The 19,716-nt window shown below is 56.0% G+C and carries 20 protein-coding genes and 1 other annotated feature; all 20 genes read right to left on the bottom strand.

Annotated features, from left to right (window positions below):
- Position 1: 1 nt before the first annotated feature.
- The 20 genes from GC56T2_RS05510 to GC56T2_RS05415 all read right to left on the bottom strand — a co-directional run bounded on the left by GC56T2_RS05510 (position 2) and on the right by GC56T2_RS05415 (position 19,716).
- The gene (locus GC56T2_RS05510) at positions 2-1,285 is read right to left on the bottom strand and encodes a dihydroorotase (RefSeq protein WP_144973629.1); all 1,284 of its coding nucleotides are present in this window, start codon (positions 1,283-1,285) and stop codon (positions 2-4) included.
- On the bottom strand, positions 1,248-2,174 hold the full coding sequence (locus GC56T2_RS05505; RefSeq protein ID WP_144973627.1) for an aspartate carbamoyltransferase catalytic subunit: 927 nt from the start codon (positions 2,172-2,174) through the stop codon (positions 1,248-1,250). Before GC56T2_RS05505 ends, GC56T2_RS05510 begins: the two co-directional genes overlap by 38 nt.
- A 160-nt stretch (positions 2,175-2,334) precedes the next feature.
- A complete protein-coding gene (locus tag GC56T2_RS05500; protein ID WP_144973625.1) occupies positions 2,335-3,633 on the bottom strand; it encodes a solute carrier family 23 protein in 1,299 nt (432 codons plus the stop codon).
- A 156-nt stretch (positions 3,634-3,789) separates the two neighbouring features.
- Positions 3,790-4,329 carry a bifunctional pyr operon transcriptional regulator/uracil phosphoribosyltransferase PyrR gene (gene pyrR / locus GC56T2_RS05495; protein ID WP_031410515.1) on the bottom strand — a complete coding sequence of 180 codons (540 nt, stop codon included), beginning with the start codon at positions 4,327-4,329 and terminating at the stop codon, positions 3,790-3,792.
- Between the two features lie 270 nt (positions 4,330-4,599).
- Complete coding sequence (locus GC56T2_RS05490; protein ID WP_144973623.1) at positions 4,600-5,514, bottom strand: RluA family pseudouridine synthase; 915 nt, start codon at positions 5,512-5,514, stop codon at positions 4,600-4,602.
- Positions 5,515-6,006: a signal peptidase II gene (gene lspA, locus GC56T2_RS05485; RefSeq protein ID WP_144973621.1), complete on the bottom strand. Its 492-nt coding sequence runs from the start codon at positions 6,004-6,006 to the stop codon at positions 5,515-5,517.
- 84 nt (positions 6,007-6,090) lie between these two features.
- Positions 6,091-8,865: an isoleucine--tRNA ligase gene (ileS, locus tag GC56T2_RS05480; protein WP_144973619.1), complete on the bottom strand. Its 2,775-nt coding sequence runs from the start codon at positions 8,863-8,865 to the stop codon at positions 6,091-6,093.
- 53 nt (positions 8,866-8,918) lie between these two features.
- Positions 8,919-9,138: a binding site (T-box leader), on the bottom strand.
- A gap of 97 nt (positions 9,139-9,235) precedes the next feature.
- Positions 9,236-9,748 (bottom strand): DivIVA domain-containing protein, encoded by a 513-nt coding sequence (locus tag GC56T2_RS05475; RefSeq protein WP_144977074.1) that lies wholly within the window; start codon positions 9,746-9,748, stop codon positions 9,236-9,238.
- Between the two features lie 75 nt (positions 9,749-9,823).
- Entirely contained in the window at positions 9,824-10,597 is a 774-nt protein-coding gene (locus GC56T2_RS05470; protein WP_033022239.1) for a YlmH family RNA-binding protein, read from the bottom strand.
- A 152-nt stretch (positions 10,598-10,749) separates the two neighbouring features.
- On the bottom strand, positions 10,750-11,022 hold the full coding sequence (locus GC56T2_RS05465) for a YggT family protein (RefSeq protein ID WP_144973617.1): 273 nt from the start codon (positions 11,020-11,022) through the stop codon (positions 10,750-10,752).
- Between the two features lie 3 nt (positions 11,023-11,025).
- Positions 11,026-11,457 carry a cell division protein SepF gene (locus GC56T2_RS05460; RefSeq protein ID WP_033022235.1) on the bottom strand — a complete coding sequence of 144 codons (432 nt, stop codon included), beginning with the start codon at positions 11,455-11,457 and terminating at the stop codon, positions 11,026-11,028.
- A gap of 12 nt (positions 11,458-11,469) precedes the next feature.
- Positions 11,470-12,144 carry a YggS family pyridoxal phosphate-dependent enzyme gene (locus GC56T2_RS05455; RefSeq protein WP_144973615.1) on the bottom strand — a complete coding sequence of 225 codons (675 nt, stop codon included), beginning with the start codon at positions 12,142-12,144 and terminating at the stop codon, positions 11,470-11,472.
- Between the two features lie 2 nt (positions 12,145-12,146).
- Positions 12,147-12,965 (bottom strand): peptidoglycan editing factor PgeF, encoded by an 819-nt coding sequence (pgeF, locus tag GC56T2_RS05450; RefSeq protein WP_033022327.1) that lies wholly within the window; start codon positions 12,963-12,965, stop codon positions 12,147-12,149.
- 259 nt (positions 12,966-13,224) lie between these two features.
- The gene (locus tag GC56T2_RS05445; protein WP_033022226.1) at positions 13,225-13,473 is read right to left on the bottom strand and encodes a YlmC/YmxH family sporulation protein; all 249 of its coding nucleotides are present in this window, start codon (positions 13,471-13,473) and stop codon (positions 13,225-13,227) included.
- A 95-nt stretch (positions 13,474-13,568) separates the two neighbouring features.
- Positions 13,569-14,348 carry an RNA polymerase sporulation sigma factor SigG gene (sigG, locus tag GC56T2_RS05440; protein WP_033022326.1) on the bottom strand — a complete coding sequence of 260 codons (780 nt, stop codon included), beginning with the start codon at positions 14,346-14,348 and terminating at the stop codon, positions 13,569-13,571.
- 119 nt (positions 14,349-14,467) lie between these two features.
- A complete protein-coding gene (gene sigE, locus GC56T2_RS05435) occupies positions 14,468-15,187 on the bottom strand; it encodes an RNA polymerase sporulation sigma factor SigE (protein WP_033022225.1) in 720 nt (239 codons plus the stop codon).
- 113 nt (positions 15,188-15,300) lie between these two features.
- Positions 15,301-16,215 (bottom strand): sigma-E processing peptidase SpoIIGA, encoded by a 915-nt coding sequence (gene spoIIGA, locus GC56T2_RS05430; protein WP_144973613.1) that lies wholly within the window; start codon positions 16,213-16,215, stop codon positions 15,301-15,303.
- A 539-nt stretch (positions 16,216-16,754) separates the two neighbouring features.
- A complete protein-coding gene (gene ftsZ, locus GC56T2_RS05425; protein WP_144973611.1) occupies positions 16,755-17,882 on the bottom strand; it encodes a cell division protein FtsZ in 1,128 nt (375 codons plus the stop codon).
- A 26-nt stretch (positions 17,883-17,908) separates the two neighbouring features.
- On the bottom strand, positions 17,909-19,177 hold the full coding sequence (ftsA, locus tag GC56T2_RS05420) for a cell division protein FtsA (protein ID WP_144977070.1): 1,269 nt from the start codon (positions 19,175-19,177) through the stop codon (positions 17,909-17,911).
- Between the two features lie 176 nt (positions 19,178-19,353).
- On the bottom strand, positions 19,354-19,716 hold the full coding sequence (locus GC56T2_RS05415) for a small basic family protein (RefSeq protein ID WP_033022217.1): 363 nt from the start codon (positions 19,714-19,716) through the stop codon (positions 19,354-19,356).

Genomic DNA, 19,716 nt, shown 5'->3' with positions numbered 1-19,716 from the left:
GTCATGCCCTTCCTTTCTCCCATACGATTGTTCCGCCGACCAACGTCATCACCGGCCAGCCTTGGCATGCCCAACCGGCAAACGGCGTATTGTTTCCTTTTGAAGCAAACGTCTCTGGATTGATCGTTTCTTCCGTTTCCAAATCAATGACCGTCAGATCGGCCGGCGCCCCGACTTCAAGCCGTCCGGCGTCAAGGCCAAAGCATTGCGCCGGCTTGATCGTCAGCCAATCGATGAGCTGTTTCAACGTAACGAGGCCCGTTTTAACCAAATGCGTATATAAGAGCGGAAACGCCGTTTCCAATCCGACGATGCCAAACGGCGCCACCTCGATCCCTTTTGCTTTTTCCGCCGCCGTATGCGGTGCGTGGTCGGTGGCGATCAAATCGATCGTCCCATCGAGCAGGCCCTCGATCAATGCCTCGCGGTCCGCGCGGCTGCGCAGCGGCGGATTCATTTTGTAATTCGCATCCAGCCCCGGAATGTCCTCATCGCACAAGAGAAGATGGTGCGGCGTCACTTCGGCGGTGACGCGGATGCCGGCCCGCTTCGCATCGCGGACGACGCGCACCGATTCTTTCGTGCTGATGTGGCAGACGTGATAATGGCATCCGGCTGCTTCAGCAAGCAGCACATCGCGGGCGATGTGCACCGCCTCGCAGACGGACGGGATGCCGGCGAGCCCATATCGGCGGGCAAAATCGCCGTCATGCACCGCGCCACCGTTTTTCAATGTATCGTCTTCGCAGTGAGCGACGATCGCCATATCGAGGGCCGCGGCCCGTTTCATCGCTTCGAACATCATCCCGGCCGACTGGACGCCGACGCCGTCATCGGTAAAGGCGAACGCCCCCGCTTCTTTTAACGCCGCAAAATCGGTCAGCTCTTCCCCTTTTTGCCCGATCGTAATCGCCGCATACGGCAGCACATGGACGTGCGCCGTCTCGCGGATGCGGCGCGAAAGCCACTCCATCTGTTCTTTCCGATCCGGCACCGGATTCGTGTTCGGCATCGCCGCCACCGTCGTAAAGCCGCCTTTGGCCGCGGCGAGCGTGCCTGTTTCAATCGTTTCTTTCGCTTCGCCGCCCGGCTCGCGCAAATGGACGTGCACGTCAATCAACCCGGGGGCGATCAGCTTTCCTTGAACGTCCACCACGTTCCCTTCCCCGTCGACCGGCAGCTCCCGGCCGATGGCGGCGATGCGTCCGCCCTCGATTTTCACATCGGTTGGCACGAGCTTCCCTTCTTTATTGAACGACATGCCATGTTTCAACCATACGGCCATGTTCGATTCTCCCTTCCATCGCCCGTTTTAAGACCGCCATCCGCACGTAGACGCCGTTTTCCATTTGTTTAAAAATGCGCGACGGTTTCGCTTCGACCAGCTCGCTCGCGATTTCGACCCCGCGGTTGACCGGCGCCGGATGCAAGATGATGGCGCCCGGCTTCATCCGCCGCGCCCGTTCGAGCGTCAGCCCGTAACGCACGTGGTACTCTTCCTTCGTCAGCCCCATGGCTTCGGCGTGGCGCTCGTGTTGAATGCGCAGCAGCATCACGACATCAGCGCGGACGATGGCCTCATCGAGTTCCACGTATGTCCCGTACGGATTCGCATCGTCTTCCCATTCCGGCGGGCCGGAAAACAACACGTTGGCGCCAAGTCTTGTCAATGCTTCTGCATTGGAGCGGGCGACGCGGCTATGGCGAATGTCGCCGATGATCGCCACCGTCAGCCCGGCAAACGTCCCGAACTCTTGGCGAATCGTGAGCAGATCGAGGAGCGATTGGGTCGGATGATGCCCGCAGCCGTCGCCGGCGTTGATGATCGGGATGCCAACCGCATGACGGAGCGCTTCGAAATAGGCATCTTCGTGATGGCGGATGACAACGGCGTCAACACCGATCGCTTCCAGCGTTCTTACCGTGTCGTACAACGTTTCCCCTTTTTGCACGCTCGAGCGTTCCGGGTCAAACGGAATGACGTGAAGCCCTAACTTTCGTTCCGCCATCTCGAAGCTGCATTTCGTGCGCGTGCTCGGTTCGAAAAACAAATTGGCGACATACATCGGCGCCGCCGGACGCCACCGGCGCCCGCGGCGGAACGCTTCCGCTTCGTCGAGCAAGCGGTTGATGTCGGCAAGCGGCAGTTCGCTTAACGTGAGCAGATGGGTCATCGGTTTCTCTCCCTTTTCGTTTTTGATAAAAAAACACCTTGCCAGCGAGGCAAGGTGTGATGATGGGCACCCGGTGGAGCCGAGGGCAGACTCCGGCCCGGTGCGCTTCGTTTCACACCTTTTTAAGCCTCACGGGACTTAATTAAAAGGTGCTGTTCGATTAAGCGACATGGTCGTTTTTTTCTTCTTCAAACATGTTTTCCACTTCTGACGGCCGCCCCGGCAGCACTAAATTGAGCAGGACGCCGGCAATCGCTGAGAGCGCCATTCCTGTGATTTGGAAGCTCTCGCTGATTTTGAGCACCGCGCCGCCGATGCCGATCACTAAGATGACCGAGGCGATGACTAAATTGCGCGTTTCGCCGAAATCCACGCGGCTGTCGACCAACATGCGCAAGCCGGACGAGGCGATGATGCCAAACAGCAGGATCGAGACGCCGCCCATGACCGGCGTCGGAATCGAGCTGATCAGCGCCGTAATTTTGCCGACGAAGCCGAAAGCGATCGCGATGACCGCTGCGCCAGCCAGCACATAGACGCTGTACACCCTTGTGATGGCCAGCACGCCGATGTTTTCCCCGTACGTCGTTTTCGGCGGCCCGCCAAGCAAGGCGGAAATCATCGTCGCCGTGCCGTCGCCTAAAATCGAGCGATGCAACCCGGGCTTTTGGATGAGGTCGCGGCCGACGACTTTGCTTAGCACAAGCTGATGGCCGATGTGCTCCGACAAGGTGACGATCGCCACCGGCACCATGAGCATGACGATCTGCGCCGTGACGTGCACCGGATAGTCGACAAACGGGATGAGGAAATCCGGCCATTCAAACCATTTTGCCGCCGCCACTTTCGACAAGTCAACCAGTCCGACGGCGAGGGCGTAAACATAGCCGACGACAATGCCGACAAGCACAGGAATCAGGCTCAACATGCCGCGCGCCAGCACCGAGCAAATGATCGTGGCAGCAAGCGTCACCAACGCAACGGAAAAGTGGAGCAGACTGTATTTGCCGTCCGGGCCGTTCATCGCCATCCCGACCGCTGTGCCGGCTAAGCCGAGACCGATGACGATGATGACCGGGCCGACGACAACGGGCGGCAACAGTTTCATCACCCAGCGGTAGCCCGCTTTTTTAATGATGAGAGCGACAATGCCGTACACCAATCCGGCGAGGAAGCTGCCAATCATCGCCGCCCCCGGGCCGCCGGCCGTTTTCGCGGCAATGATCGGCGCGATGTAGGCGAACGATGAACCGAGATACGCCGGCACTTGCCATTTCGTGATGAGCAAAAACGCCAATGTCCCAAGCCCGCTCGTGAGCAAGGCGATCGACGGATCCAACCCGACCAAATACGGCACCAAAATCGTCGCCCCGAACATCGCGAACAAGTGCTGCAAGCTTAATGTCACCCATTGCCCGACCGTCGGGCGCTCTTGAATATCCAACACCGGTTTGTTCATGTTCTTCGCTCCTTTCGCCTAATCAGCGAATGTATCTTCTCGTGTGCACAAAAAAACCTCTTTGGCCCGCGAAGGCACAAAGAGGGTGCAGAAACAGCCGAAACCATTCCGCCCCTTTGGCAGCCTCGCGGGACTGCGCTTAAAAGGGAGCTTGCGCTATTTTTCATGAATCGATACTTGATCGACGCCATCGACTTCGGACAGTTCGACGACAATCATTTCCGCGCTCGAGGTCGGGATGTTTTTGCCGACGAAATCGGCGCGGATCGGAAGTTCTCGATGCCCACGGTCAACGAGCACAGCGAGCTGGATGCGCGCCGGGCGGCCCAAGTCCATAATGGCATCCATTGCCGCCCGCACCGTCCGGCCGGTAAACAGCACGTCATCAACCAAAATCACTTTTTGTTCGCTGACCGGAAACGGGACGTTCGTTCCTTTGACAAGCGGCTCATGGTCATCCGTTTTCACCGTCAAATCGTCGCGGTACAGCGTAATATCGAGTTCGCCGACCGGAATGGGCGCCCCTTCAATTTGCTCGATCCGCTCAGCCAGGCGGCGCGCCAAGTAAATGCCGCGCGTTTTGATGCCGACCAGCACGCAGCCGTCAATGCCTTTGTTCCGTTCGATGATTTCATGGGCGATGCGCGTCAACGCGCGGCGAATCGCCTGTTCATCCATTACAACCGCCTTTTGCATTCCGTCCACCTCCTCCAATCGGGCCTGCCGCTCTCATGCATCGGCGCCAGCCCTCGGCTTCGTCCAATGGTCGATGACGTTTTGCTCGCGTTTTCCTGTTTGCACAAAAAAATCCCCCGCCTGTGAAGCGGGGGGTGCGGCCCATCCTGTTTCAAAAAACGGGCATACGCTGCCTATCTCTTGTTGATCCGACCCCTTTTCAGCCTCACAGGACTGAACTTAAAGGTTCCTGTTCACCTGTTCTCATTGTAAAGGGAGCGTGTTCGTTTGTCAATCGTTTTTTCGCAACCATTCGAGCAGCTCGGCAAACTCCGGCGGCAACGGCGCTTCAAATTCCAAATAGTCGCCGCTTCGCGGGTGATGGAAGCCAAGCACCCCGGCATGAAGCGCCTGACCATCGATCGGGAGCGTCTTTTTCGGCCCGTATTGTGGGTCGCCGGCGAGCGGGTAGCCGATATATTTCATATGGACGCGAATTTGATGCGTCCGTCCCGTTTCCAGCTGGCATTCGACATACGTATACTGGCGAAACCGCTCGAGCACGCGGAAATGGGTGACGGCTTCTTTGCCGTTTTCTTCGGTGACCGCCATTTTTTTTCGGTCGCGTTTGTCGCGGCCGATAGGAGCGTCGATCGTGCCGTAATCGTGCGGAATGACGCCATGGACGATCGCCTTGTAGCGGCGCGTCACCGTTTTGTTGACGAGCTGCTCAACAAGCGAGCGATGGGCGGCATCATTTTTCGCCACCATCAATAGCCCCGATGTATCTTTGTCAATCCGGTGGACGATGCCGGGGCGCAGCACGCCGTTGATGCCGGAGAGGTCGCGGCAATGGGCGAGCAAAGCGTTCACGAGCGTGCCGCGCATATGCCCGGGCGCCGGGTGGACGACCATGCCGCGCGGTTTGTTGACGACAAGGACATCCTCGTCCTCGTAATAAATGTCGAGCGGAATCGGCTCCGGTTCCACATGAAGCGGCTCTGGCTCCGGCGGCGAGATGGCGACCGAGTCGCCCGCTTCACATTTGTAATTCGCCTTCACCGTGCGGCCGTTGACCGTCACGAGCCCGTTTTTGATCCATTGCTGCACTTGCGAACGCGACCATTCGTCATTTAGCGCCGCGATCACTTTATCGATCCGCTCGCCGTCATATTCGTCTTCGATGTGAAACGTGATCGTGTCCATCTACTCATTCCCTTTCTCTGGTGTCGCGAAAAAAAATAGATGAATAAACAGCAAGATGACGCCGACGGTCAGCGCCGAGTCGGCGATATTGAACACCGGAAAGCTGTAAGTGCCGATGTACGTATGAATAAAGTCGACCACTTCTTTCCGGAATACGCGGTCGATAAAATTGCCGATCGCCCCGCCGAGCATCAGCCCAAGCCCCACGCCGGCCAATCGTTCCGAAGGCTGCAAGCGGCGGATGTAGATAATGATTCCTGCCACAACGATGACTGTCACTAAATAAAACAACCAAAACTGCCCTTGCAGCATGCCCCATGCCGCCCCGCGATTGCGGTGCGACGTAATGTAGAGCACATTATCGATGATCGGGATGCTTTCCCCAAGCCGCATATAGCGGACGACAAGCCATTTCGTCCATTGATCGAGGATGATGACCGCCGCCGCAATCCAATAGTATGCCACCGTGCCAAGTCCCCCTGTCCTTCTCATTCATCCTTTTTGCATTGTAGCATAATTCGCCATGGCAAACAAATGAAGCGGCAAGGCCGCCCCAAGGCAGCCTGCCGCTTTTCGTTACGCGGAATAATGTTCATTCACGATATGTGCGCAACGCGGGCAAAGCGTTGGATGCGATGGATCGGCGCCGACTTCTTTCGTCACCGTCCAGCACCGCTCGCACGTCTCGCCTTCGGCCGGGCGGACGAGGACCGCCACATGGGTAAGCCGTTCGGCTTCGGCCGGTGCGGCGTCGTACGGCTCATCGGCGATCGAAAAGGCAGAGACGATGAGGAGCTGGCGCAAATCAGCGTCAAGCGACGCCAACAGCTTGCGCGCCTCGTCTTTCGGATAAATCGTGACGCTGGCGGTCAGCGATTTGCCGATCACTTTTTCATTGCGGGCGTTCTCGAGCGCTTTGAAAATATCATCGCGCACATCCATAAACGCATCCCATTTCGCCAACAGCGCTTCTTCGCCATCGATGGCGATCGGCTCCGGCATGTCGGTGAGCTGGACGCTTTCGACGTTTTCTCTCCGGTTCGGGATATGCTCCCACACTTCATCGGCCGTATGCGGCAAAATCGGCGCGATGAGCTTCGCCAACGCGACAACCGTCTCGTACAGCACCGTCTGCACGGCGCGGCGGGCGCGCGAATCAGCCGCTTCGATGTACAAAATGTCTTTCGCCATATCCAAATAAAACGCGCTCAATTCCACGGTGCAAAAATGGTTCATCTCATGATAGACGGCGGCGAAATCGTAGCTGTCATACGCCTTTTTCACTTTGGCGATCAGCTTGTTCAGCTTCGCCAGCATATAGCGGTCGACTTCGCCAAGCTCCCCAACCGGAACGGCGTTTTGGTTCGGATCGAAGTCGAACAAATTGCCGAGCATAAACCGGAACGTGTTGCGGATTTTCCGGTACACTTCCGACACTTGTTTCAAAATATGGTCAGAAATGCGCACGTCGGCCTGATAGTCAACGGAGGCGACCCAAAGGCGCAAAATGTCGGCGCCAAATTGTTCCATCACCTTCGCCGGCACGACGACGTTGCCGAGCGATTTGCTCATTTTCCGCCCCTCGCCGTCTAAAACGAAGCCGTGGCTTAACACCTCTTTATACGGTGCTTTGCCGGTAACGGCGACCGCCGTCGACAACGACGAGTTGAACCAGCCGCGATATTGGTCAGACCCTTCCAAGTACAAATCAGCCGGACGCTGTAAATCATCGCGCTCGACGAGCACCGCTTGATGCGACGAGCCGGAGTCAAACCAGACGTCCATAATGTCCGTTTCTTTCGTAAACAGACCGTTCGGGCTTGACGGATGGGTGAACCCTTCCGGCAATAAGTCTTTCGCCTCGCGCTCAAACCAAACGTTCGAGCCGTATTGGCGGAACAAGTTCGACACATGCTCGATCGTCTCATCGGTGACGATCGGCTCGCCATTTTCGCCGTAAAAGACCGGAATCGGCACACCCCACACGCGCTGGCGGGAAATGCACCAGTCGCCGCGGTCGCGCACCATGTTATGGATGCGGATTTCGCCCCATTCTGGCACCCATTTCGTTTCCTTAATGGCGTCAAGGAGCTGGCCGCGAATTTTATCAATCGAGGCAAACCATTGCGTCGTCGCCCGGAAAATCGTCGGCTTCTTCGTCCGCCAGTCGTGCGGATACGAGTGGGTGATAAAGCCGAGCTTCAGGAGCGCTCCAACTTCTTCGAGCTTTTGCGTAATCGCCTTGTTCGCTTCTTCATAAAACAGACCCGCAAACCCGGGCGCTTCCTCGGTCATGTAGCCGCGCTCATCAACCGGACAGAGCACCGGAAGCCCATATTTTTGCCCGACGAGAAAGTCGTCTTCCCCGTGGCCCGGCGCCGTATGGACGCAGCCGGTGCCGGCGTCGGTCGTGACGTGCTCGCCGCAGATGACCAACGAATCGCGCTCATAGAACGGATGTTTCGCGACGACGTACTCAAGTTCTTTTCCTTTTACGGTTTTAACGACGGACCACGACGCCCAGCCGACTTCGTTCGCCACTGATTCGGCCAAGGCGGCGGCGACGACGTATTTCTGCCCGTTGGCGTCGATGACATGGTAGTCCAACTCCGGATGAACGGCAATCGCCAAGTTCGCCGGAATCGTCCACGGCGTCGTCGTCCAAATGACGATCCGCTCATCACCGTCCAGCACGCCTTTGCCGTCTTTGACCGGAAACGCGACATAAATTGACGGCGACCGTTTATCTTTATATTCGATTTCCGCTTCAGCGAGCGCCGATTCGCTCGACGGCGACCAATAGACCGGCTTCAGTCCTTTGTAAATGAGCCCTTTTTTCGCCATTTCGCCGAACACTTTAATTTGTTGGGCTTCGTATTCCGGCTTGAGGGTGATATACGGGTTATCCCAATCGCCGCGCACCCCGAGCCGCTTGAACTGCCGGCGCTGGTTGTCGATTTGTTCATACGCGTACTGCTCACACCGCTTGCGAAACTCAGCGACGCTCATCGATTTGCGGTCGACTCCTTGTTTCGTAAGCGCCGTTTCAATCGGCAAGCCGTGCGCATCCCAGCCCGGCACGTACGGCGCACAAAAACCGTTCATTGATTTATAGCGGACAATGATATCTTTTAAAATTTTGTTTAACGCATGCCCCATATGAATATCGCCGTTGGCGTACGGCGGGCCGTCGTGCAGAACAAACAGCGGCCGGCCTTTCGTCCGCTCCTGCACTTTCCGGTAAATGTCCATGTCCTCCCATTTTTTTTGCATTTCCGGTTCCCGCTTCGGCAAATTGCCGCGCATCGGAAACTCGGTTTTCGGCATGAGCAATGTGTCTTTGTAATCCATCGCTGCTCCTCCTTTGAACAATATAATTCCAAATAAAAAACCGTTCTCTCCCGGCAAGGGACGAGAACGGTCTCGCGGTACCACCCTTTTTGGCCATGCAAAGGCACAGGCCCACTTTTCATTCGTAACGGGAATGACGCGCCATGTCCTACTCGTTGTTTCGGCATGGAACTCCAGGGTGATGTTCACTCTTGCGCCGATGCCGGGCTTCCACCATCCCCGGCTCGCTGCGACCGGTCGTGCAAGAGCTACTGTCCCTTTCATCGTCGATGGTTATTCGCAATTCATAACGGAAAAAAGCCAACCGCCTCCTAAGGCGGCTGATGCGGCGATTTTTGCCAATCATTATAACTGAAACGCCTTCCGTTCGTCAAGGCTGTGACAGCGGTTCTCTCGCCCCTTCTTCCAAATCCGGCGCCTCATACTCCATCAACTCGTCCCAATCGCGGCTGTTGATCATATCGAGCTGGGCCTCGACCAACATGCGGAAACGGGCGCGGAACACTTTCGACTGCCGCTTCAGCTCCTCGATCTCGAGGGCGATTTTCCGCGATTTCGCCAATGCATCGCTGATGATGCGCTCGGCGTTTTTTTCCGCCTCCTTAATGATCAGCTTCGCCTCTTTTTGCGCATTTCGCTTGACTTCCTCAGCCGCTTCTTGGGCGACGAGAATCGACTTGTTTAGCGTTTCTTCAATATTGGAAAAATAGTTCAGCTTCTCTGTCAACTCCGCTACTTTATCTTCGAGCTGCTTTTTCTCGCGAATGAGCATTTCGTAATCTTTAATGATTTGATCCAAAAACTCGTTGACTTCATCCTCATCATATCCGCGAAATCCGCGGCTGAATTCCTTGTTGTGAATATCTAATGGCGTTAACGGCACAGCGGCCACCTCCGTCTTCATCGTTCCTTTTCTTCTTTCTTCGACAAGGTTTGCCGATTTCCTGCTGCCATTCGATTATTTTTGCCAACCGATGCGCACGAGCCAGCGCTCTTTCTTTGTCGGTCCTTCCACAGCCATTAGCTTGCAGCGGCCAAACCCGCGCGCCGACAATACATCGCCTGGGCCGCAGAGAAAATCGGGCTTGTCCACCACTTTCCAGTTGACTTTGACAAGCCCGTTTTCCACCAGCGCCCGCGCTTTCTCGCGCGCGAGACGGAACGCCTGAGCAAGCAGCGCATCCAATCGAAGCGAAGAGACGGTCACCGTCCCTTCTTGCCATCGTTCTTCAACCGGCAAGACAGCGGAAAGCGGCAGCGGCTCCAACGCCACCGGAGCTTTGCCGATCGCTTCGATGTGCAGACGGACGTAGTCGGCGACTTCGGCAGCGGCAAAAAATTGAATGTCCGAACCTTGAACAAGGACGTCGCCAAATTTGCCCCGCCGCAATCCGAGCGACATGAGCGCGCCGAGAACATCGCGATGCCCGAGGGAGACGAATTTCGCCGGATAACGAACGGCAAAAAGCGCGATCTCATAATCGTTTTCCTCCGGGGCAAAATAGGGCGGATAAAGCAGCCCGCGCTTGCGTTCGGCAAACGAAGCCCCGCCAAAAAAGGAAACGCGCACGTCCCCGCCGCTGCCGATGAGGCTTTGCACGATCTGCTGCTCGCGCGGATCAAGAAAATCGGTCAGCTTCGGAGCGTATTGGCGGCTCACCATCTCCTTCCACTCGAGCACTTGATCGATGAACGGGCGCTCCTCTTGGCGAAAATGCTGATACCATTCCATCAAATTTCACCTTGCTTTCCTCAACGAAAGACAGACATATTGTCCGTTCCGCTTCCAACACCGGCGCAAGAACGGAGCGTCGTCCGGCCCGCGCAACGAGCGGGCGATGCCCCTCCCCGCCAAACCGATCGGTTCAGCCGCCAACGCCGCCCCTAAATTTGCGCTTCAAGAATGTCAAACAAGGCATAAAGCCCCCTCGTCGCAAACTCAAGGACAAGAAAGGCGACGATCGGTGAAATGTCAATGATACCAAGCGGCGGAATGACGCGCCGAAACGGCTCTAAATACGGCTCGCAAATGGTAGCGAGCAGCTGACCGAACCGCGAGTCGCGCGCATTCGGAAACCACGACATCAAAATGTAAATGATCAAGGCGTACGAATACACTTGAATCAACGTCGTCAAAAATGTAAGCACATAATCCAAGCGCTACCACCTCTTCATCGGTCTGTCATCCTCGCTGTCAAGCGAAATCGAACCGCTGACATCGACATTTTCCGGCGTGCATAAAAAAATTTTCGCGCCGACTTGCTGAATGTCGCCGCCAATGGCGTACACGGTGCCGCTTAAAAAGTCGACGATCCGCTTCGCCTGTTCGTGCTGAATGCGCTGCAAATTCACGATGACGGCGCGCCGGCTTTTCAAATGGTCGGCAATCTCCTGCGCCTCGGCATACACGCGCGGCTCGACAAGCACGACTTTCGCCGATTTTTGCACGCTTTGCAAGCTGACAACGTTCGATTTGCTCGCCGCTTTCGGCGCCGGCGCTTCCTCTTCCGGCTGCGACGCTTCGTACTCTTCTTCATAGTCTTCGTAATCTTCTTCTAAAAAATAATCACGAAATTTTTTCATCAATCCCACCGAATCCACCTCCTACAGTGATCCAACTAGAGCGCTGCCGATGCGGATCCATGTCGCTCCTTCCTCAACCGCGATCACGTAATCGTTCGACATGCCCATCGACAGCTCGGTGCATGGCGCATGAGCCCAGCCGAACTCCTGAACGCGCTCCTTCAGCGCCCGCAAACGGCGGAAGCAGGAGCGCAGCACCACCTCGTCATCCGTGTGCGGCGCCATCGTCATCAATCCGACTACCTCGATGCGGGAAAACGAGCGAAGCTGCTCGATAAACGGGATCGTCTCCTCGGGAGCGAGTCCGTGTTTCGTCGCCTCGCCGGATACGTTCACCTGCACAAAACATTTCACCGGCCGCGCCGCCCGCTTCTCGATCTCTTTGGCGAGCGACAGGCGATCGAGCGAATGAATGTAATCGACTTTGTCGATGACCTCTTTCACCTTGCGCGATTGAAGCGTTCCGATAAAATGCCATGTCGCCCGATTGCCGAGCGCTTCGTATTTCTCGAGCAGCTGCTCGGAACGGTTTTCACCCAAGTCGCCGATGCCAGCATGGAGCACTTCTTGCGCCCTTGCCGCATCCACATATTTCGTGACGGCGATGATGCGTACGTCGGCCGGGTTGCGGCCAACGCGCGCGCAAGCCGCTTCCACTTGTCGGCGGATGAGAGCCAAGTTGTCGCGCACCGTCATGATCATTCCTCCCTTCGGCCGATGAACGCCACCATTCTTCCGGTCGTCCCGCGGTCGCGGCGGTGGGAAAAAAACAGCGTTTCCTCACAGCTTGTACAGCGCTCGGACACCCAAATTTGGCTGTTCGGAACACCGGCGGCGAGCAACTGAAGCCGATTGGCTTCCTTGAGATCGAGGGCATATTGCCCAGGGCTTGTTTCCCGCCATGGCAGCGGGCAATCCTTCGGAAGAGTCGCGCGCAAACCGGCGATCACCCGATCATCGACCGTGTAGCAGCACGGACCGATAGCGGGGCCAATGGCGACATACATGGCGTCTGGCTCCACCCGTTCCTGGTACCGCCAATGCTGCACCATCTTTGGGGCAATCCCGCGCGCCGTTCCCCGCCAGCCGGCATGAACAAGGCCGACCAGTCCCGCCGACGGCGCCGCCAAGTAAACGGGCACGCAATCAGCGAAACAAAGAGCCAACAACACCCCCGGCTCCGCTGTGTACAGCCCGTCAACGCCCGGGATGGCGGTGCCCCAATCATCGGTCCCTTTCCCGCGGTCGTGTTTGGTCACTTTCTGAATCTCGGCACCGTGCACCTGCTCGCAACACACCCAATGCTCAAGCGGAAAAGCGAGCCATTCTCCGAGGCGGCGGCGATTGTTGACGACAGCCGCGCGCTCGTCGCCGACATGCAGCCCCATATTAAGCGAGGCAAACGCCCCTTTGCTTTCTCCTCCTTGTTTTGTCGTCATCCCAACGACCGCCCCAGCAAACGGGGGTGCCGTACAGCGGAGCCAGCCGTGGGAGTCGTGTTGAAACACATCCGGCATTCGCGTCAACTCCACGCCTGTTTGTCGTTTTTTCATCACTTTTTTCCTATTTTATCATAGTTTGTTGACGGATGATAACCTTTATTTGTGATTTTGTCGAAATCTTGCCGGTGATGTCGCGAAACGTAGCGCTGCGGCAGCCGAGTGCCGATCCCTCCGCCCCATCGACACTGCACCCTAAAGCGCCACAAAACGCCAGGCGCAGCGGGGACAGCGGGCCGGCGCGCGGACGCGTCCCCCATGCCCGCGGGCGCGTTGTTCATCCCCCATCGGCATCGTGAAGGCGAACTAAAATGACATCAGCGCCAATTTTGACAATGTTTTGCCACGGAATGACGATCGCTTCCTCGCGCCCGAACAGCCCAAGCATTTTTCCGGCGCCTAGAATGATGAGCGAACGAATTTTGCCCGTATCTAAATCGATGTCAATATCGCCAATATTGCCAAGCTTTTTTCCGTTGGCCACATTGACGACATCTTTCGTCTGAAACTCGGAAATTCTCATCATCGATTCTTCCCCGCCTTTCCTCTTCCCTCTCTTTCATCTATATGACGGGCGCGGAACGGTTATGTACCAAAGAAAAAAGGCTGCCTAGGCAGCCGTTACACTTGAATGTTTTTGTTCATTTGCCGGATCGCCGCTTTTTCCAGCCTTGACACTTGCGCTTGGGAAATACCGATTTCCTCGGCTACTTCCATTTGTGTTTTTCCTTGGAAAAACCGTTTCCGGATGATCATTTTTTCCCGCTCATTCAGCCGCCGCAACCCTTCCTTCAGGGCGATCTCTTCAATCCATTGGCTGTCACGGTGGCGCTCGTCGCTCAGCTGATCCATCACGTAAATCGGGTCGCCGCCATCATTGTAAATCGGCTCAAACAATGAAACCGGATCTTGAATGGCATCAAGGGCGAAAACGACTTCCTCATGGGCAACGCCAAGCTCTTTCGCGATCTCTTCTGTCGAAGGCTCTTTCGCCGTCTCGCTCATGAGCCGCTCCCGCACTTGCAATGCTTTGTAGGCGATGTCGCGCAGCGAGCGGGAGACGCGGATCGGGTTGTTGTCGCGCAAATAGCGGCGAATCTCGCCAATAATCATGGGAACCGCATAGGTGGAAAATTTCACGTTTTGATTGAGGTCAAAATTATCGATCGATTTCATAAGTCCGATGCAGCCGACTTGGAATAAATCATCTACAAACTCGCCGCGGTTGTTGAAGCGCTGAATGACGCTCAACACGAGGCGTAAATTGCCGTTGACTAGTTTTTCCCTCGCTTCTAAATCCCCTTCGTGCATCCGCCGAAACAGTTCACGCATTTCCTCGTTTTTGAGGACGGGAAGCTTCGAAGTATCTACGCCGCAAATCTCGACTTTGTTCCTTGTCAAGTTGTTCCCTCCCATCAGGAGATGCTAAGTCGTCAGTTTTCAGTATCTCCTCGGGAGGGAAAAATATGCACAGCCTGTCCAACATGGAAAAAGCGGCGAAGCCTCGCCCCGCCGCCTGTCTACATCATTTTATTAAATTCTTTGCGCAACCGTTTAATGATCCGCTTCTCCAACCGCGATATGTACGATTGCGAGATGCCGAGCAAATCAGCGACATCTTTTTGCGTTTTTTCTTCACCGCCTGACAGGCCAAAACGCAGCTCCATAATTTGCTTCTCACGATCGCTCAGCTGGCGCAAGGCGTTGAGCAGCAGGCGCCGGTCGACGTCCGCTTCCAAGTCTTTCGTAATGACGTCGTCTTCTGTGCCAAGCACATCGGACAGCAGCAGTTCATTGCCGTCCCAATCGATATTCAACGGCTCATCAAACGATACTTCGGCCCGCACTTTATTGTTGCGGCGCAAATACATTAAAATTTCGTTTTCAATGCAGCGGGAGGCGTATGTGGCCAGCTTGATCTTTTTCTCCGGGTTGAACGTGTTGACCGCTTTGATGAGGCCGATCGTTCCGATGCTGATCAAATCTTCAATGTGAATGCCGGTGTTCTCAAACTTGCGCGCGATGTAAACGACGAGGCGCAAGTTGCGCTCAATAAGCAGCGATCTGGCCGTCTCATCGCCAGCGGCAAGCCGCGCGATCAGCTGCTCTTCCTCCTCTTTTGTCAGCGGCGGGGGAAGCGCCTCACTGCCGCCGATATAATAAATTTCATCCGCCTTCAGGCCGATTTTCGCCAGCAGCTTATACAGCCAGTACATGAAACGAAATTTCCATCTTTTCATGAAAATCCCCCTTCTAAACGCATCAAAAGCGAGTATGATATAGTAACGAGCTACGAAACCGACTGTTTTTTCCCATTAAGCACGGCCTACCGCTCCGGCAGGCCAAGAAGCGCCTACGAAGCCGTTACGTTCCTTCCCGTCTGTACCATTTTCGGATGGACGATGCAGTCATACTCCCCATCGGCTGACAACGGTTCCGTGCTGAGCGCGACGAGCCCGTGCGTCACCTCCAGCCACTCGTTTTCATACCGCAGCATTACGCCATCCGGCTTAATGGTCATCATCCATTGCGGGCCGCTGCCAACGGAGCGATACGGGATGAGGCGAAGACGGTCCATCCATCGTTCTGGAAGAGCGTCTAAGGACGCATGGCTGCCGAGGCAAACGAGCAAGTCTTCCGGCAGCACCCCTTTCGCTTTTTCCCGCTCCACCACCATCACCGGCGTTTTCGTCAGCGGATCGACGAGCTGATTTCCGCTGTCAATCAAGCCGCGGAGCGCGAGCGTTCGCCCGTCCCAGATGACGGTGACGTCGATGATATGCTCAAACCGAAGTTTTTTTTCGCGAATCGCTTCCACACGGCGGCGCGAAAACAGCCATAAAACTGGAAACCCGACGATCACAAACAGCCAGCTGATCGGGTCGCCCGCTCCGGGCTGGCGCATGAAAAGAAGCCCTTGCCGAACCGACCAATGCTGGGCGAAAAAGTAATGGACCGCCAGCATGCCGCCGCCGACAGCGAAGGTAGCAAAATAAAACGCCAGCATGTTTTCAAGCAAATAACGCGGCCGCTTAAAACCGAAAGCGGCGAGCACAATCAGCACCGACACGCCGATTTTGCTCAGCGGATGTTGGGCGATGGCGGCAGCAGGGGTGAATAACAGCACCACGAGCATGGAGCCGATGAGCGCTCCGGCCAACAATCGCCACCAGACGATCGGCCGCTTGAGCATAAGCGCCGTCAGCCACAGAAGCAGCGCGTCAAAGCAAACGTTCAACAGCCAAATAACATCGAGATAGACGACCAAAACAAAAAGCCCTCCCCTGCCCCCAGCGGCTTTGTCTGAAACAAGTATATAGCACCTGCCAGCAGGAAGTCTGTCAATCGATGGCCGTGAAAAAAAGGATGTTTTGTCAAAGCGAGGGGAATCGCGGCAGATCAACGGCAAGCGCCAAGGAGCCGTTTCGTTTCGTGTCGCATCATGCCAAGGGGAACAAAAAGCGAAACCGAAAAACCCAAGGGCGCGGCCGCCTGACCGTGTTTGCTGAAACAAGCGGCAGCCAAACGAAAAGAAGCGCCCGCCGCACGCTTCCATGCGGCCCGTTCCCCACCGATGCCAAGAGGCGGCAAGCGCACGTCAACACCTAAGCAAAAAAACGAGGGTGTCCCGAAAAGGATCGAGACACCCTCTTTCGTTGCTATATATACGGGCTGACTGCTTCTGCCGCACGATACGTTGTGCCAATCTTGAAGAGAGATAACCTTTTGGGTCAGCCTCTCTTTCATCGCTATAGGCGGTTGCTGTCGTCCGTTGCCGTCCGCAGCTGTTACTATCTGCGGCCGCTGCTAGCGGCGACGGTTGCGGTTTCGCAAGAAGGCGGGAATATCGAGCGGGTCTTCCGCTTGCCCTGAACGGAGCGCCGCGTAATCTTGCGCCGGTTCGTCGCGCTTTTCCCGTTTCGGTGCTGGCGCGGCCTTCGTTGCCGTGCCGATGCGCGACGGACGCGACTGCGAAGCGACGTTTTCGTTGAATCCGGTCGCGATGACCGTCACGATGATTTCATCCTTTAAGTTCTCGTTAATCACGGAACCGAAGATCATGTTCACTTCCTGATCGGCCGCCGAAGCGACGATATCGGCCGCTTCCTGCACCTCATACAAACTCAAGTTCATCCCGCCGGTGATGTTCATGAGCACGCCTTGCGCGCCATCGATGGACGTTTCGAGCAACGGGCTGGAGATGGCCTTTTTCGCCGCCTCCGCCGCCCGGTTTTCCCCGCTGGCGATGCCAATCCCCATCAATGCCGAGCCTTTATTGGACATGATCGTTTTCACATCGGCGAAGTCAAGGTTGATGAGCCCCGGCACAGCGATCAAGTCGGAAATGCCTTGCACCCCTTGGCGCAATACGTTGTCCGCTTCGCGGAACGCCTCGAGCATCGGCGTGTTTTTGTCCACAATTTCGAGCAGCCGATCGTTAGGGATGACGATGAGCGTGTCGACCGCTTCCTTCATGGCGGCGATGCCGCTGGCCGCTTGGGTTGCGCGTTTCCGCCCTTCAAAGGTGAACGGACGGGTCACGACACCGACCGTCAGCGCCCCTAATTCACGGGCGATTTGGGCGATGACCGGCGCTGCTCCCGTTCCCGTGCCGCCGCCCATGCCGGCGGTGACAAACACCATGTCGGCGCCGCGCAGCGCCTCTTCGATTTGCTCCTTGCTCTCCTCAGCCGCTTTTTTTCCCACTTCCGGGTTCGCCCCCGCACCTAAGCCGCGTGTCAGCTTTGCCCCGATTTGCAGCTTGATCGGCGCTTTTGACAAGTTGAGCGCCTGCGCATCGGTATTGACTGCGATAAATTCGACACCTTGCACCCCGTGCTCAATCATTCGATTAACGGCGTTGTTGCCGCCGCCCCCGACCCCAATCACCTTGATCGTTGCCAACTGATCAACCGTTGTCTCAAACTCCAACATAGCCGAATCCTCCTACATTTCAATCTCTATTCGAAGAAAGAACCGAAAAATCGTTTGACTTTCCTTCCGAAATGGTCCTCTTTCTTTTTTGGCTTCATCTGCTGTTTCGGCGCGGGGCGGTCCGCTGGCTCCGCGGCAGCAGCGGCCGGGACCGCTTTCCCTTGCAGCTGCGCCTGCCGATAGGCGAACTTGAGCAGCCCGACGCCAACCGTATATTGCGGGTCACGCACGCCGATATAGTCTGGCATGGCAACGCGAACGCTTGTCCCGAGCACCATATGGGCCAATTCAAGCAGCCCCGGCAGATTGGCCACGCCGCCGGTCAGCACATAGCCGCCGGGAAGATCGCGAAACCCGAGCCGGCGCACTTCCTGCTGGACCATTTGCAGCATTTCTTCCGCTCGCGCCTCAATAATGTCAGCAATCTCGAGCTGGCTGAACTGCTGGTGCTGATCCGTGCCCATGATCGGAACGCTGAACACTTCCTCTTCAGAAGCGTAATCGTAGCACGCATGCCCGTGCTTCAGTTTGATTTTTTCCGCGTCATCCGTTGTCGTTCGCAACCCGATCGCCAAATCTTTCGTAATATGCTCACCGCCGACCGGCAGCGAGGAAACGGCTTGAAGCGCCCCTTGTTCAAAGACGGCTACCGTTGTCGAGCCGCCCCCAAGATCGACCAACGCCGCTCCCAAATGCCGCTCGTCATCGGACAGCGCAAGCGAGCCGGCGGCTAGCGGCTGAAGGCAAATGTCGCTGATCTCCAAGCCGGCCCGCTCCACGCAGCGAAGAAGATTATGTAACACGGTCTTCGCGCCAGTGATCATAGTCCCTTCCATTTCCAGACGGACGCCGAGCATGCCGCGCGGGTCATGAATGCCGTCCAGTCCATCGACGATAAACTGGCGCGGAACGACGCCAATAATCTCCCGATCGGGGGGAATCGAGACGACTTGAGCCGCATCGATGACGCGCGCGACATCTTCATCGCTGATTTCACGGTTTTCGCTTGCCACCGCCACGATGCCATGGCAATCATGAAGCTGAATATGGCTTCCCGTCACCCCGACGATGACGCGGCGAATCGACAATCCGACCATCCGTTCCGCTTGTTCGACCGCGCGCTTGATGGAATGCACCGTTTTATCTATATCAACAATCGCACCTTTTTTCAGCCCTTCTGATTTGACATTGCCAATTCCCATAATATTGATGGAGCTTCCTAGCATTTCTCCGATGATGACTTTGACGCTCGATGTTCCCACATCTAAGCTCACGACGATCTCATTGCTGCTCATCTTTTGGCATCTGCCTACTAAAAACGCGCCGGTGCCGGCCGGCGTTTCAGTAAGCAGCGACACCTCCTTTTTCGGCTGAAATTTCCCCACTCTTTTCATCTATGAACGGTTGTTGCGTTTGCTAGTTTTCTTTCATAAATAATTCAACACGCGAAAAGACTTTCCCTGTCATTCGCTTAACTTTTTTCACGATTTTGCCGCCGCTTCGCCCACTCGGCAAGCCAAAGGCGGCGGATGATGGCCATGTTCTGAAAAAGGCGAACGCCGAAAGCAAACACGGCTGCTAAGTACAAGTCTACACCAAGATGCACCCCAAGAAAAGTTAAAGTTGCAGCAAGAACAATGTTGAAAAAAAATCCCGTTATAAATACCATTTCGTCATACGTTTGCTGCAAATGGGCGCGCCACCCTCCTATTAATGTATCAAAGGCAGCCAAAATGGCAATCGATAAATAACTGGAATACGCATCGGGAACTTCCCAGCCGGCAAGAACGCCGATGGCAAACCCAAGCAGCAATCCGAGAAGCGGCAGCCACAT

Source organism: Geobacillus sp. C56-T2 (assembly GCF_007829715.1).
In the GTDB taxonomy this organism is placed as follows: domain Bacteria; phylum Bacillota; class Bacilli; order Bacillales; family Anoxybacillaceae; genus Geobacillus; species Geobacillus icigianus.
This window is presented reverse-complemented; position numbering and strand designations above follow the sequence as displayed.

Bases quoted from the DNA above. Each gene is read 5' to 3' on its own strand.
- pgeF (WP_033022327.1), bottom strand. From the start codon at position 12,965: ATGCCGGATGTGTTTCAACACGACTCCCACGGCTGGCTCCGCTGTACG.
- GC56T2_RS05500 (WP_144973625.1), bottom strand. From the start codon at position 3,633: ATGAACAAACCGGTGTTGGATATTCAAGAGCGCCCGACGGTCGGGCAA.
- GC56T2_RS05490 (WP_144973623.1), bottom strand. From the start codon at position 5,514: ATGGACACGATCACGTTTCACATCGAAGACGAATATGACGGCGAGCGG.
- GC56T2_RS05415 (WP_033022217.1), bottom strand. From the start codon at position 19,716: ATGTGGCTGCCGCTTCTCGGATTGCTGCTTGGGTTTGCCATCGGCGTT.
- ileS (WP_144973619.1), bottom strand. From the start codon at position 8,865: ATGGATTACAAAGACACATTGCTCATGCCGAAAACCGAGTTTCCGATG.
- lspA (WP_144973621.1), bottom strand. From the start codon at position 6,006: ATGAGAAGGACAGGGGGACTTGGCACGGTGGCATACTATTGGATTGCG.
- sigE (WP_033022225.1), bottom strand. From the start codon at position 15,187: ATGAAAAGATGGAAATTTCGTTTCATGTACTGGCTGTATAAGCTGCTG.
- ftsA (WP_144977070.1), bottom strand. From the start codon at position 19,177: ATGAGCAGCAATGAGATCGTCGTGAGCTTAGATGTGGGAACATCGAGC.
- pyrR (WP_031410515.1), bottom strand. From the start codon at position 4,329: ATGCAAAAGGCGGTTGTAATGGATGAACAGGCGATTCGCCGCGCGTTG.
- ftsZ (WP_144973611.1), bottom strand. From the start codon at position 17,882: ATGTTGGAGTTTGAGACAACGGTTGATCAGTTGGCAACGATCAAGGTG.
- GC56T2_RS05445 (WP_033022226.1), bottom strand. From the start codon at position 13,473: ATGATGAGAATTTCCGAGTTTCAGACGAAAGATGTCGTCAATGTGGCC.
- GC56T2_RS05470 (WP_033022239.1), bottom strand. From the start codon at position 10,597: ATGGAATGGTATCAGCATTTTCGCCAAGAGGAGCGCCCGTTCATCGAT.
- GC56T2_RS05455 (WP_144973615.1), bottom strand. From the start codon at position 12,144: ATGACGGTGCGCGACAACTTGGCTCTCATCCGCCGACAAGTGGAAGCG.
- GC56T2_RS05510 (WP_144973629.1), bottom strand. From the start codon at position 1,285: ATGGCCGTATGGTTGAAACATGGCATGTCGTTCAATAAAGAAGGGAAG.
- GC56T2_RS05505 (WP_144973627.1), bottom strand. From the start codon at position 2,174: ATGACCCATCTGCTCACGTTAAGCGAACTGCCGCTTGCCGACATCAAC.